Below are 12,647 nucleotides of genomic sequence, written 5' to 3'. Positions count from 1 at the left end.
AAGAACAACAGTTTCCGGATATTTGCCCCATGCGTTTGATGCCCCTGTTCGCGGCCATGCTGCCGTTGTTGCCCTTGCCTGCCCTGGCCGCCGCACCGGCCAGCGAAACCCTGAAAGTCGAGCGTTACGCCGACGATGGCCAACCCGGCACCCTGCGCTGGGCCATCGAGACCAGCAACCAGAACCCCGGCCATTACCGCATCGAGATCGCAGCCGTCGGCAAGCCGCCGTATGTCATTCGCCCGACCCGCGCGCTGCCGGAGATCAAGGGGCCAGTGCAGATCACCGGCTTGCCCTGGGCCCGTGACGGCCAGTACATCGCCATCGACGGCTCGGGCTACATCAAGGACCAGGGCGTGCGCACCTGCCCAGGCGCCCTGCCCGGCCAGTTCGGCACCAACGTGCGCACCACCACCCACCCGGGGCTGGTGCTGCGCGACACCCAGGGCGTGCACCTGAGTGGCCTGGAGGTGCGCAACTTCTGCATTGGCATCCTGGTCAACCGCGCCAGCGGCAACGTCATCGAAGACAACCGCATCGTCGCCAACAAGGGCGGCGCCGGCATCATGCTCACCGGCGACGACGGTGCCGGCAACCCGACTGCCAGCACCACGGTCAACAACAAAGTGCTGCGCAACCAGCTGATCGACAACGGCGATGGCCTGGAGCTGACCCGCGGCGCGGCGTTCAACCTGGTGGCCGACAACCTGTTTCGCTCGACCCCGGCCAACCCTGAGCCGTCACAGGGCATCGAGATCCTGTTGGGCAACGACAACAGCGTGGTGCGCAACCGCTTCGAAAACTACTCCGACGGCCTGCAGATCAACTGGGGCAAGCGCAACTACCTGGGCGCGAACACCTTCAGCGGTAACTCGATTGGCGTCAGTGTCACTGGCGAAGGCAACATCCTCGACGGCAACCTGATCCACGGCAACCGCATCGGCGTAGCCTTGCGACCGGAACCGGACGTCACTACCACGCGCCTGAGCGGCAATCGCATCTGGGGTAACAGCCAGGACATCCGCCGCTGTGAAGCCGGTGGTTCCTGCGTGCCGAACCAGCGTACCGGCGCCATCGTCTTTGGCGTGCCGGCCCAGGCACATGCGCTGTACGTGGGATCGCGCGGGGTCGGTGCAGACCTGCCGAAAAAGGACCAGGCGATCATTTGCGATGCCAAGGGCGAACCCACGCCGTGCCAGCCGCTGCCCAACCGCAACCAGCAGGCGCCACGGCTGATCGCCCTGGACGGCAATGTACTGCGTGGCGAGGTGCAGGGGCCGGTGTCGAGCCTGTTGCGCATCGAGGTGTTTGGCAATGCCCAGGCGGATGGCACCGAGGCGGAGCAATATCTGGGGGATGTGCTGGTGAGCACGGATGAACAGGGGCAGGCGCGGTTTGCCCAGGTGCTGGAGAACATCAGTGAATTGAAGAGCTTCACTGCGACGGTCACTACGGCGGATGGCGCCACTTCCGAGTTGAGCCTGCCGGTTCGTCGCTAACGCTGATGGCCCTTTCGCGGCTGAACCCGCGCCTACAGGGATAGCACTGCCTTCGAGGTATGTGCTGAACCTGTGGCAGCGGGTTCACCTGCGAAGAGGCCGTCAAACCTTGCGAGGGGCGGTGGCACCCCTCACAATGCAGCCCTAATCAAGCGTCAACCCGCAGGAACCTGCATGAAACTCGACAAACCCACAGCCATCGCCCGCCGTAACCAGGCCTTGGCCAACCCGGTGCTGACCAGCGCCAACACCCTGTTCGCCATCCTCGACCGCAAGCGCAACCTGTGGTGGTTCGAGGTGCCGGTGGCATTGCTGCGCAAGGGCCAGCCCGACTGGGTCAACCTGCTGTTGCACACCCCGGAAAGCGACGAGTTGCAGCACCTGAAGGTGCCGGTCAACTTCCTTCGTGCTCACCAGGAGCAGATGGAAGTGCGCAACCCCGGCAAGCGCCGCTCGACCATCAGCCTGGCCTTGAGCGCCGACCGTGATTCGCTGCTGCGCGACACCCGCCCGGGTGGCGAGCAGCTGGACTTCCGCACCTTCGTGCAGGCCTGATCAGGCCTTTTCGATGCGATCGTCATGGATGACGATGCGCCCCTGCTTGAACAACCCACCAATGGCCTTCTTGAAGTTGCCCTTGCTGACGTTGAACATCTGGCTGATCACTTCCGGAGCGCTCTTGTCGCTCACCGCCAGCACTCCGCCTTCGGCCTCCAGGCGCGCCATGATCCGCGCCTGCAGGTCATCGCCCAAGGCCTTGCCGACCGGCTGCAGGCTCAGGGCGATCTTGCCGTCATGGCGCACTTCCTTGATGAAACCCTCCACATGCATGCCCGAACGCAGGAACTTGAACACTTCGTTCTTGTGGATCAGGCCCCAATGGCGGTTGTTGATGATGGCCTTGAAGCCCATCGGCGTTTCGCCGGCCACCAGCAACTGGACAGGCTGGCCAACCTGATAGTCAGCCGGGGTGCGGTCGAGGTAGCGGTCCAGGCGCGAGGTGGCGGTAATGCGCCGGGTACGCTTGTCGAGATAGGCGTGCACCACGCAGTAGTCGCCGATCTTCAACTGGCGTGACTCTTCCGAATACGGCATCAGCAAGTCCTTGGACAGGCCCCAGTCGAGGAAGATGCCAGCACCGTTGATGTCCTTGACCTTGAGGCTGGCGAACTCGCCAACCTGCACCTTGGGCTTCTCGGTGGTGGCAATCAGCTGGTCTTCGCTGTCCAGGTAGATGAACACGTTCAGCCAGTCGTCGACCTCGGTTTCGGCGTCCTTCGGGATATAGCGCCCGGGCAGCAGGATTTCGCCATCGGCGCCGCCGTCCAGGTACAGGCCGAATTCCACGTGTTTCACGATTTGCAAACTGTTGTAACGCCCAAGCAGAGCCATTTCCGATGTTCCTCAAGACAAGGCGGCTATTCTACACCTGAAGCCACTGCGCTGCCCGATCGCCGATGCGGCGGAACCGCGCTGGCGCCCATTGCGTCATACCCGTATCCGTCAGCACCAGGACCTGAACATGCCGGTACGCCTGTGCAAAGCCCTGCTCATCGCCATCGCCTGCGCCGTGGCGCTGGCGGCCTGTAGCCGCATCGACCTGGCGTACCGCAACCTCGACCACCTGGTGCCCTGGTCACTGGGCGACTACCTGGCGATGAACCGCGAGCAGAAGGCATTGCTCGACGAACGGCTCAAGGAGCACCTGGCCTGGCACTGCAAGACCCAGCTGCCGGGCTACCTCGACTGGCTCGACCGGGTGCGCGACATGGTCGCCAAGGACCAGGTGACCGACCAGGCCTTGCAGCAACGTACTGTCGAGGCACGCCAGGCAATCGGCCGGGTAGCGGAAGCGATCACCCCTTCGGCCACCGAACTGCTGCGTGGCATGAGCGACAAGCAGGTGGCCGAGATGCAGCAGGCCTTTAACGACGATATCAGCGAGCGGCAGAAGGAATACGTCGACACCCCGCTGCCCAGGCAGATAGCCCGCCGTAGCGAACGCATGGAAAAACGCCTGAACAACTGGTTTGGTGAGCTCAATGCCGCCCAACACCAGCGTGTCCAGGCCTGGTCGCAAGCGCTGGGTGACCAGAACCGCCAGTGGATCGCCAACCGCCAGCACTGGCAGCAACAGTTGATGCTCGCCATGAACCAGCGCAACGACGCCAGCTTCGCGCCGCGCATGGCCACCTTGCTGCAACGCAAGGAAAGCCTGTGGACGCCGGAATACCGCGCCGCCTACCAGAATACCGAGCAGCAGGCCCGCAGCCTGTTGATCGACCTGCTGCACCTGAGCACGCCGGCGCAACGCCAATACCTGCAAGAGCGGCTGGCCAAGGTGCGCACCGATTTCAGTGAATTGAAATGCCTGAAGGGTTGAGCTCAGCGAGCCTTGCGCCGATACGGAAACACGTCGATCACCTTGCCTTCACGGATCGCCGCCTGCAGCCCCTTCCAGTAGTCCGCATCATACAACTCCCCATGCAACCGGCTGAACAGCCGGCGCTGGCCGATATCGGCAAACAGGAACGGCGGAAACTCCTCGGGAAACACATCGTGTGGCCCGATCGAGTACCACGGCTCGCCGGACATCTCATCCTCCGGGTAGCGCGGTGGCGGGATGTGCCTGAAGTTCACCTCGGTCAGGAAGCTGATTTCGTCGTAGTCGTAGAACACCACCCGCCCATGCCGGGTAACGCCAAAGTTCTTCAGCAGCATGTCACCCGGGAAGATGTTCGCCGCCGCCAGTTGCTTGATGGCCAGCCCGTAGTCCTCGAGCGCTTCGAGCACCTGCCCTTCACTGGCATGCTCCAGGTACAGGTTGAGCGGGGTCATGCGCCGCTCGGTCCAGCAGTGGCGCACCAGCACCGTGTCGCCTTCAAGCGCCACGGTCGAGGGTGCCACTTCCAGCAGTTCGGCCAGGCACTCGGGCTCGAACTTGCCACGCGGGAAGCGGAAATCGGCGAATTCCTGGGTATCGGCCATGCGCCCTACCCGATCGACGCTTTTCACCAGCCGGTACTTGTCGATCACCGTGGCGCGGTCCACGGTCTTGGACGGCGAGAAGCGGTCCTTGATGATCTTGAACACGGTATTGAAGCCCGGCAGGGTGAACACGCTCATGACCATGCCGCGCACCCCGGGGGCCATGACGAAGCGGTCGTCGCTGCTGGCCAGGTGGTTGATCAGGGCGCGGTAGAATTCTGACTTGCCTTGCTTGTAGAAGCCGATCGACGTGTACAGCTCGGCAATGTGCTTGCCCGGCAGGATGCGCTTGAGGAAGTTGACGAACTCCGCCGGTACCGGCACATCGGCCATGAAGTACGAACGGGTGAACGAGAAAATGATCGACACCTCGGCCTCGTCGGTGATCAAGGCATCGGCCTCGATGCCATGGCCCTCACGGTGCAGCAGCGCGATCACCAGCGGCCATTGCTCGTCACTGTTGTACAGGCGGCCGACCAGGTAGGCGCCCTTGTTGCGGTACAGCACCGGTACGAACAGCTCCACGGCCAGCGCCGGGTCCTTGCATACCCAGTCTGGCAGGCATTCGCGCAGTTGCTCCTCGAGGCGTACGAGGTCGCCTTCCAGGTCACCGTAGGGCGCGTCGAACGGGTAATCGGCGAAGATGGCCCGCAGCAGGCTCTTCAGGCCGGCCCCGAGCGGGTAGGTGCGAGTCTGCGCCGCGCGCTCGTGGGCACGAATCGACGGCCGGGTGGTGTGGATGAACATGCAGCCGTCGCTGATCTGGTCGTGGCTGAACAGGCTGCAGAACAGCGAGTTGTACCAAGTCTCCGCCAGCTCGTCGTCAAGCCGCGGGTCGATCAGGCGGATGTAGGCATTTTTCACCAGCGGCCACTGCTCCACATCCAGCAACACCGCTTCCGGGAAAGCCTGGCGCAGCCAGCCGTTGACCTCGGCGACCTTTTCTTCATACAGGTTGATGCGCGCCGCCGAGGCACGCTGGATGTCCTGCCAGCGCGCCTGCTCGAAGCGCTCGCGGGCGCCCAGCGTGATCTGGCGAAAGTGCTCGCGGTAGTGGTCGAAGCCGTCGAGGATCGTCCGGGCGATATCGGCTGCGGGCCAGGGCTGGGGCATGCTAAGGACCTCGGGGCTGGGTGAGCTTATGAGATTAGCCTGTACCGGCCTCTTCGCGGGCATGCCCGCGAAGAGGCTGATACAGGTTTACAGCGCAAGAAAGCACAAGAATCACCCCAGCGAGTCACGTACACTCGCGCCCTGCCCTGTACCCGGAGACCGCTGTGAGCCCCATCGCCCTAGCCCGCCTGCTGACCCTTGCCGCTGTCTGGGGGGCGAGCTTCCTGTTCATGCGCATCATCGCCCCGGAGCTAGGCACCCTGCCCACGGCGTTCTTCCGCGTCGCCATCGCCTGCCTGGGCCTGATCGCCATCCTCGCCGCCACCCGGGTGCGCTGGAACTTCGATGGCAAGCTCGGCGCCAGCCTGGTGCTGGGCATGATCAACTCGGGGATACCCGCTACCTTCTATTCCGTGGCCGCACAAGTACTGCCCGCTGGCTATTCGGCCATCTTCAACGCCACCACTCCGCTGATGGGGGTGTTGATCGGCGCGCTGTTCTTCCGCGAAGCCATGACCCTGCCCAAGCTGGGCGGCATTTTCCTCGGCCTGTTCGGGGTCGGCATTCTCAGCGGCGCCGGCCCGGTCGCCCTGGACATGGCCCTGGTGCAAGGCGCCCTGGCCTGCCTGGCTGCCACCACCTGCTACGGCTTCGCCGGTTTCCTCGCCCGGCGCTGGATCAGCGGCCTGGACAGCCGCCTGTCGGCCCTGGGCAGCATGCTCGGCGCCACCTTGATGCTGAGCCCGCTGTTCGCCTGGAGCGCCCTGACCCAGCCACCGGCGAGCTGGGGCGGCTGGCAGGTCTGGCTGTCGCTGCTGGGCCTGGGCCTGCTGTGCACCGCCTTCGCCTACATCCTGTACTTCCGCCTGCTGGCCGAGATCGGCCCGGTCAAGGCCAGTACGGTGACCTTCCTCATCCCGGTGTTCGGTGTGCTGTGGGGCGCTTGGCTGCTGGACGAGCCGCTGTCGATGGCGCACCTGTACGGCGGCATGCTGATTGGCGTGGCGCTGTGGCTGGTGCTGCGGCCGGCGCGCACGTGAGGCGATCCGGACCATGAGCAACACAGTCAAGAAGGTGCTGTTCCGCCTGGAACAGGACGCAAGCGGTTACCCGCCAGCCTCGGTGGAAGGCTTGTGGACACGGTCGGTCGCAGGGGGCTATCGGGTCGACAGCATTCCCTTCCACGTCTATGGAATCGCCCCCGGCGACATCATCAGCATTCGCCACGAGGGCGACCAGGCCTGGTTCGACGCCTTGCAGCAAAGCGCCGGGACGTCGGTGTTCCGGGTCGTCGTCAGGCCACCGGAAACCGTGGAGCAGGTGTACGCGGCCCTGACCGAGTTCGGCTGCACCTGCGAGGTGGAAAAAGCGGTGAGGATGCTAGCTGTCGAAGTGCCGGAAAGGCTATCGGCCGACACCCTGCTCTACTACCTGCTGACCCAGCGCGAAGCCGGCACCCTGGACTTCGAGGAAGGCGTGTTGCGCCACGCCATTCCCGAAGAGTTCCGCTAGGCCTTACGCCTCGGCCAGCCGCGCCGCCGGTTTGCGGAACACGAACAGCAGGCCGACCACGATCAACCCCATGCCCAGCAGGCTCAAGGGCGCCAGGCGATTGCCGAAGATCAGCAAGTCCATCACTGCTGTCACTGCCGGCACCAGGTAGAACAGGCTGGTGACGTTGACCAGGTTCCCCTTGGCGATCAGCCGATACAGCAGCAGGGTGGCCAGCAGCGACACCACCAGCCCCATCCACAGCAGCGCACCGACGAAACCACCGGTCCACTCCACGTTCAGCGGCTGCAGCGGCGCGAATACGGCGCACAGGGCGAACCCGGCCATGTACTGCAACGGCATAGTGCCCATCGGGTTGTCGGTGATGCGCTTCTGCAGGATCGAGCCGAAGGTCATGCTGGCCAGGGCCAGCAACGCGAACAGCATGCCGAGCAGCGACACCCCGCCGAGGTTGATGCCCTGATAGACCACCATCACCAGCCCACCCAGCCCCAGGCCCAGGCCGAACAAGCGGCTCCATGAGCGCTGGCGCTCCATCAGCACCACGGTGAGGATCGGTTGCACGCCCATCACCGTGGCCATCACGCCGGGGGTGACATGGGTGTTAAGCGCCAGCAGGTAGAAGATCTGGTAGGCGCCGAGCAGCACGCAGCCAGTGCCCAGGGCACGCAAGATCGACCCACGTGTACGCGGCCAGCGCAGGCCGAGCAACGGGCCGATCAGCAGCAGGCCGGCCAGGGCCAGCGCCGAGCGCAGCAACAGGAAGGCGAAGGGGCTGGCATGGGCCAGGCCGAGTTTGGAAACGATCGCGCCACTGCTCCAGAGCAGGACGAACAGGCTGGTGGTGGCCGCCGAGGCCACGGATGCTTTGTTGAAGACAGACATGTATTGCCACCTGATGTAAGGCAAATAAGCCAGACGGCGGGCGTGAACTTCAGCTAGGGAAGGTGCCGACCGTGTTCAGTAGGTTGCGGGTGCGAAGGGATGCGGCCAGAAGCCGATCAGCCCAGTACGACCACGCAAGGAGGCGGAGCTACGCCGCCTACGACGCCACTGACAGGTGGTGGTGGGTAGTGACTGATCATGACCGGCTGCTGGCTGCCACGCACGACCATGCCCGCGACTGGCGCGAGGGCAAAGCTTGTGGTGGAAGGGATGGCTGGCATGATCGGGTCTTCAGGGAACAGACGTGGTTCGGAATATAGCGGTGAATCAGAGGATGAGCAATAGCAGGGCGGGCCTCTTCGCGGGTTTACCCGCGAAGAGGCCCGCCCTGCTATCAGAACAACCAGCGGTACAGGAAGTAAGCCACCACCACCGCCAGCACCGGCCGCAGGATGCGATAGGCCTTGGGGTTGGCGCGCTTGAACTGCTTCATGCGGCTGCTGATCCTGTTGCTGAAGCGCTTGCTCCAGGCATACGCCTGGTTGATCCCGCCGACACGCTCGTCATCGGTGTTCTGCGGCGCGGTGGCGCGGCCGAGGAAGGCACTGACCTTGCGGTTGATGCGGGTCATCAGCGGGCTGCTCAACGGGCGCTCGATATCGCAGAACAGGATCACCCGAGTCACGTCGGTTTCGTTCTTGACCCAGTGCACGTAAGTCTCGTCGAACATCACGTCCTCGCCGTCACGCCAGGCATATTCCTCACCATCGACGTAGATGCGGCAGGCGTCGGAGTTGGGGGTCGACAGGCCCAGGTGGTAGCGCAGCGAACCGGCAAACGGGTCGCGGTGCGGGTTCAGGTGGCTGCCACCGGGCAGCAGGGCGAACATCGCCCCCTTGACGTTGGGAATGCTACTGACCAGCTCGACGGTTTTCGGGCACAGGGCTTGGGCAGACGGCAGCGGCTTGTCGTACCACTTCAGGTAGAAGCGCTTCCAGCCCTTCTTGAAGAACGACCCGAAGCCGGCGTCGTTGTCCTTCTCGGCGGCACGGATGTAGCCCTCGTCGAACAGGCGCATGGCCTCCTCGCGGATCACCTGCCAGTTGTCCTTGAGCACATCCAGCTCCGGGAAGCGCTGGCGGTCCAGGTAGGGCTTGGACGGCACCCCGGAGAACAGGTACATCAAGCTGTTATAAGGTGCGAACAGCGCCGAATGGTTGACGAACTGGCGCAGTACTGGCAGGCGCGCCTTGCCGCGCAGATGCACGTACAGCACGCTGCCGAAGAACACCAGCAGCACACCTGCCTTGGCGAGGAAGGAAAAGGTCATGCAACACTCCTTGGAGTGGGAGCAGGCCAGCGCTGCCAGCTCCCAGAAAAATCATCCGGCCATCATAAACCCATCCCGCCCTGGTAAAAACAACCCGGGCGGGATCTCACTCATGAAGATTTTGCAATGAACCAGGCCGCCGAATGTTGCGCCGGGTCAGCGGCAGGGCCGATTACTGCTGGTTTTCCTGCTCGCTGAACAGGTCGCTGAACAGCATGCTGGACAGGTAGCGCTCGCCCGAGTCGGGCAGGATTACGACGATGGTCTTACCTTGCATCTCCGGTTTTTCGGCCAGACGCACCGCGGCTGCCATCGCCGCGCCACAGGAAATACCGCAGAGGATGCCTTCTTCCTGCATCAGGCGAATGGCCATGGCTTTGGACTCCTCATCCGTCACGGTCTCGACCTGGTCGACAATCGACAGGTCGAGGTTTTTCGGCACGAAACCGGCGCCGATGCCTTGGATCTTGTGCGGGCTGGGCTTGAGCTCTTCACCGGCCAGGGTCTGGCTGATCAGCGGCGAAGCCACAGGTTCCACTGCCACCGACAGGATCGACTTGCCCTGGGTGTGCTTGATGTAGCGCGACACGCCGGTAATGGTGCCACCGGTACCCACGCCGGCAACCAGCACGTCGACGGCGCCGTCGGTGTCGTTCCAGATCTCCGGCCCGGTGGTCTTCTCGTGGATCGCCGGGTTGGCCGGGTTGTCGAACTGGCCCGGCAGGAAGTACCGGGCAGGGTCGGACGCCACGATTTCGTTGGCCTTCTCGATGGCGCCCTTCATGCCCTTGGCCGGCTCGGTCAGCACCAGCTCTGCACCCAGCGCCTTGAGCACCTTGCGGCGCTCCAGGCTCATCGAGGCTGGCATGGTCAGGATCAGCTTGTAGCCACGGGCGGCGGCGACGAACGCCAGGCCGATACCGGTGTTGCCCGAAGTCGGCTCGACGATGGTCATGCCCGGCTTGAGTTTGCCGCTGCTCTCGGCATCCCAGACCATGTTCGCGCCGATCCGGCACTTGACCGAGTAGCCCGGGTTGCGCCCTTCGATCTTGGCCAGGATCGTCACCCCGCGCGGGGCGATGCGGTTGATCTGTACCAGCGGCGTATTGCCGATGGAATGGGCGTTGTCTGCGTAGATACGGCTCATGGCAGGGTCCTTGACATGAAAAGAGCAGGGAAAGACCTCAAGGGTAAGCCTGCCCCGGCACCCCGTAAAGCCCGTTCGAACCAAGCCAGGCGCGGCGTGGTCAACCGCTCGACCGGCTTTGGAGAACCCTGCGATGAAAGCTCGCTATCGCTGGCCGTTGATCGGCCTGGCCAGCTTGGTCGTGCTATTGGTGGCACTGCATGTTGCCCTGCCCTACCTGGTGCGCGACTACCTCAACGACAAACTGGCCGACATGGGCGAATACCGTGGCCAGGTCACGGATGTCGACCTGGCCTGGTGGCGCGGCGCCTATCAGATCAACGGCCTGAAAATCGTCAAGACCAGCGGCAAGGTGCCGGTTCCGTTCCTGGAGGCACCGTTGATCGACCTGTCGGTGAGCTGGCATTCGCTGATCTATGACAAAGCCGTGGTGGCCAAGGTGGCGTTCGCCCGCCCCGTGCTCAACTTTGTCGACGGCGGCAGCAAACAGGCCTCGCAGACGGGTCAGGGCACCGATTGGCGCCAGCAGCTGGACAAGCTGCTGCCCATCACCCTGAACGAGGTGCACGTCGAAAACGGTACCTTGACCTTTCGCAATTTCAACTCCACGCCACGGGTCGACCTGAAAGCCACGCAGCTGAACGCCGATATCCGCAACCTGACCAATGTGCGCGACGAAAAAGGCCGACGCGATGCCAGTTTCGACGGGACTGCGCTGATCGCCGGGGACGCCAAGGTGGAAAGCCGCGCCACCTTCGACCCGTTCAGCGATTTCGATGATTTCGAGTTCCGGCTGCGTGCCACCGGCATCGAATTGCGCCGGCTCAATGACTTCGCCAGCGCCTACGGCAAGTTCGATTTCAATGCCGGGCACGGGGATGTCGTGATCGAGGCCCAGGCCGAGAATGGCAGGCTCAATGGCTACATCAAGCCGCTGCTGCGCGATGTCGATGTATTCGACTGGCAGCAGGACGTGGAGGAAAAGGACAAAGGGTTTTTCCGCTCGGTCTGGGAAGCGGTGGTAGGTGCCACCGAGACCGTGTTGAAGAACCAGCCGAAAAACCAGTTCGCCACCCGCGTCGAGCTCAGCGGCAGTGTGCACCAGCAGAACATCAGTGGTTTCGAGGCGTTCTTGCAGATACTGCGCAACGGTTTCATCGAGGCGTTCAATGCACGTTATGAACAACCCCCACCCAAGACTGACTGATTTTTCGTGACGGGCCATTCAGGGACTGAATACCCGGTCTGCGTTTCCAGCTGCCTGGGCCCGCGTTATAGTCGTTGGCAAACTATAGGCACCCTGCAGAGGACAGACCCATGAAGTTCGAAGGCACCCGCGACTACGTCGCCACAGACGACCTGAAACTGGCGGTGAACGCGGCCATCACCCTCGAACGCCCGCTGCTGGTCAAGGGCGAGCCCGGCACCGGCAAGACCATGCTCGCCGAGCAACTCGCGGCCTCGTTCGGCGCACGCCTGATCACCTGGCACATCAAGTCCACCACCAAGGCCCACCAAGGCCTCTACGAGTACGACGCGGTCAGCCGCCTGCGCGACTCGCAGCTGGGTGTGGACAAGGTCCACGACGTGCGCAATTACCTGAAGAAAGGCAAGCTGTGGGAGGCCTTCGAGGCCGACGAGCGGGTAATCCTGCTGATCGACGAGATCGACAAGGCCGACATCGAGTTCCCCAACGACCTGCTGCAGGAACTCGACAAGATGGAGTTCTACGTCTACGAAATCGACGAGACCATCAAGGCCAAGCAGCGCCCGATCATCATCATCACCTCCAACAACGAAAAGGAGCTGCCCGACGCCTTCCTGCGCCGCTGCTTCTTCCACTACATCGCCTTCCCTGACCGCAGCACCCTGCAGCAGATCGTCGACGTGCACTACCCGAACATCAGCCAGTCGCTGGTCAGCGAGGCACTGGACGTGTTCTTCGATGTACGCAAGGTGCCGGGCCTGAAGAAAAAGCCCTCCACTTCCGAACTTGTCGACTGGCTCAAGCTGCTGATGGCCGACAACATCGGCGAAGCCGTGCTGCGCGAACGCGACCCGACCAAGGCCATCCCGCCGCTGGCCGGCGCCCTGGTGAAGAACGAGCAGGACGTGCAACTGCTCGAGCGCCTGGCCTTCATGAGCCGGCGCGGCAACCGCTGACAGGAGCCGG

13 protein-coding genes are annotated in these 12,647 nt (G+C 63.4%); 7 read left to right on the top strand and 6 right to left on the bottom strand.

Annotated elements, in window-relative coordinates; all coding sequences use genetic code 11:
• Positions 1-29 precede the first annotated feature (29 nt).
• A complete protein-coding gene (locus HU738_RS09355; protein WP_186603419.1) occupies positions 30-1,499 on the top strand; it encodes a right-handed parallel beta-helix repeat-containing protein in 1,470 nt (489 codons plus the stop codon).
• Between the two features lie 174 nt (positions 1,500-1,673).
• Positions 1,674-2,054: a hypothetical protein gene (locus HU738_RS09350; RefSeq protein WP_099815538.1), complete on the top strand. Its 381-nt coding sequence runs from the start codon at positions 1,674-1,676 to the stop codon at positions 2,052-2,054.
• Here HU738_RS09350 and HU738_RS09345 read toward each other — a convergent pair whose 3' ends face one another.
• On the bottom strand, positions 2,055-2,891 hold the full coding sequence (locus tag HU738_RS09345; protein WP_186603420.1) for a CvfB family protein: 837 nt from the start codon (positions 2,889-2,891) through the stop codon (positions 2,055-2,057).
• Positions 2,892-3,021: 130 nt separating this feature from the next.
• Here HU738_RS09345 and HU738_RS09340 point away from each other — a divergent pair, with 130 nt between their 5' ends.
• Positions 3,022-3,882 carry a DUF6279 family lipoprotein gene (locus HU738_RS09340; protein ID WP_186603472.1) on the top strand — a complete coding sequence of 287 codons (861 nt, stop codon included), beginning with the start codon at positions 3,022-3,024 and terminating at the stop codon, positions 3,880-3,882.
• A gap of 2 nt (positions 3,883-3,884) precedes the next feature.
• Here the strand turns inward: HU738_RS09340 and aceK are convergent, their stop codons facing one another.
• A complete protein-coding gene (gene aceK, locus HU738_RS09335) occupies positions 3,885-5,600 on the bottom strand; it encodes a bifunctional isocitrate dehydrogenase kinase/phosphatase (protein WP_176507868.1) in 1,716 nt (571 codons plus the stop codon).
• A gap of 164 nt (positions 5,601-5,764) precedes the next feature.
• Between aceK and HU738_RS09330 the strand changes: the two genes are divergently transcribed.
• Both HU738_RS09330 and HU738_RS09325 read left to right on the top strand, forming a co-directional pair.
• Positions 5,765-6,640, top strand: a complete 876-nt coding sequence (locus HU738_RS09330; protein ID WP_186603421.1) for a DMT family transporter — start codon at positions 5,765-5,767, stop codon at positions 6,638-6,640.
• A 13-nt stretch (positions 6,641-6,653) separates the two neighbouring features.
• Positions 6,654-7,112: a DUF4265 domain-containing protein gene (locus HU738_RS09325; RefSeq protein WP_186603422.1), complete on the top strand. Its 459-nt coding sequence runs from the start codon at positions 6,654-6,656 to the stop codon at positions 7,110-7,112.
• 3 nt (positions 7,113-7,115) lie between these two features.
• Here the strand turns inward: HU738_RS09325 and HU738_RS09320 are convergent, their stop codons facing one another.
• The 4 genes from HU738_RS09320 to cysK all read right to left on the bottom strand — a co-directional run bounded on the left by HU738_RS09320 (position 7,116) and on the right by cysK (position 10,474).
• Positions 7,116-7,997, bottom strand: a complete 882-nt coding sequence (locus HU738_RS09320; protein ID WP_186603423.1) for a DMT family transporter — start codon at positions 7,995-7,997, stop codon at positions 7,116-7,118.
• 116 nt (positions 7,998-8,113) lie between these two features.
• Entirely contained in the window at positions 8,114-8,278 is a 165-nt protein-coding gene (locus HU738_RS09315; RefSeq protein ID WP_186603424.1) for a hypothetical protein, read from the bottom strand.
• A 113-nt stretch (positions 8,279-8,391) separates the two neighbouring features.
• Positions 8,392-9,327 carry an aspartyl/asparaginyl beta-hydroxylase domain-containing protein gene (locus HU738_RS09310; protein ID WP_186603425.1) on the bottom strand — a complete coding sequence of 312 codons (936 nt, stop codon included), beginning with the start codon at positions 9,325-9,327 and terminating at the stop codon, positions 8,392-8,394.
• 172 nt (positions 9,328-9,499) lie between these two features.
• Positions 9,500-10,474 carry a cysteine synthase A gene (cysK, locus tag HU738_RS09305; protein ID WP_054883960.1) on the bottom strand — a complete coding sequence of 325 codons (975 nt, stop codon included), beginning with the start codon at positions 10,472-10,474 and terminating at the stop codon, positions 9,500-9,502.
• A gap of 133 nt (positions 10,475-10,607) precedes the next feature.
• On the opposite strand from cysK, the gene HU738_RS09300 reads away from it, so the two are divergent.
• A complete protein-coding gene (locus HU738_RS09300; protein ID WP_186603426.1) occupies positions 10,608-11,681 on the top strand; it encodes a DUF748 domain-containing protein in 1,074 nt (357 codons plus the stop codon).
• 110 nt (positions 11,682-11,791) lie between these two features.
• Positions 11,792-12,637, top strand: coding sequence for an AAA family ATPase (locus tag HU738_RS09295; RefSeq protein WP_054883962.1), 846 nt, complete (start codon positions 11,792-11,794; stop codon positions 12,635-12,637).
• The last annotated feature ends 10 nt before the right edge of the window (positions 12,638-12,647 follow it).

The organism is Pseudomonas vlassakiae, assembly GCF_014269035.2.
Lineage (GTDB): Bacteria > Pseudomonadota > Gammaproteobacteria > Pseudomonadales > Pseudomonadaceae > Aquipseudomonas > Aquipseudomonas vlassakiae.
The sequence above is the reverse complement of the archived record's forward strand: the minus strand, read 5'-3'. Positions and strand labels throughout refer to the sequence as shown.

What these genes read in the sequence shown, in the direction of transcription:
- HU738_RS09315 (WP_186603424.1), bottom strand. Translation starts at nt 8,278, where the DNA reads ATGCCAGCCATCCCTTCCACCACAAGCTTTGCCCTCGCGCCAGTCGCG.
- HU738_RS09310 (WP_186603425.1), bottom strand. Translation starts at nt 9,327, where the DNA reads ATGACCTTTTCCTTCCTCGCCAAGGCAGGTGTGCTGCTGGTGTTCTTC.
- HU738_RS09320 (WP_186603423.1), bottom strand. Translation starts at nt 7,997, where the DNA reads ATGTCTGTCTTCAACAAAGCATCCGTGGCCTCGGCGGCCACCACCAGC.
- aceK (WP_176507868.1), bottom strand. Translation starts at nt 5,600, where the DNA reads ATGCCCCAGCCCTGGCCCGCAGCCGATATCGCCCGGACGATCCTCGAC.
- HU738_RS09355 (WP_186603419.1), top strand. Translation starts at nt 30, where the DNA reads ATGCGTTTGATGCCCCTGTTCGCGGCCATGCTGCCGTTGTTGCCCTTG.
- HU738_RS09300 (WP_186603426.1), top strand. Translation starts at nt 10,608, where the DNA reads ATGAAAGCTCGCTATCGCTGGCCGTTGATCGGCCTGGCCAGCTTGGTC.
- HU738_RS09295 (WP_054883962.1), top strand. Translation starts at nt 11,792, where the DNA reads ATGAAGTTCGAAGGCACCCGCGACTACGTCGCCACAGACGACCTGAAA.
- HU738_RS09350 (WP_099815538.1), top strand. Translation starts at nt 1,674, where the DNA reads ATGAAACTCGACAAACCCACAGCCATCGCCCGCCGTAACCAGGCCTTG.
- cysK (WP_054883960.1), bottom strand. Translation starts at nt 10,474, where the DNA reads ATGAGCCGTATCTACGCAGACAACGCCCATTCCATCGGCAATACGCCG.
- HU738_RS09325 (WP_186603422.1), top strand. Translation starts at nt 6,654, where the DNA reads ATGAGCAACACAGTCAAGAAGGTGCTGTTCCGCCTGGAACAGGACGCA.
- HU738_RS09345 (WP_186603420.1), bottom strand. Translation starts at nt 2,891, where the DNA reads ATGGCTCTGCTTGGGCGTTACAACAGTTTGCAAATCGTGAAACACGTG.
- HU738_RS09340 (WP_186603472.1), top strand. Translation starts at nt 3,022, where the DNA reads ATGCCGGTACGCCTGTGCAAAGCCCTGCTCATCGCCATCGCCTGCGCC.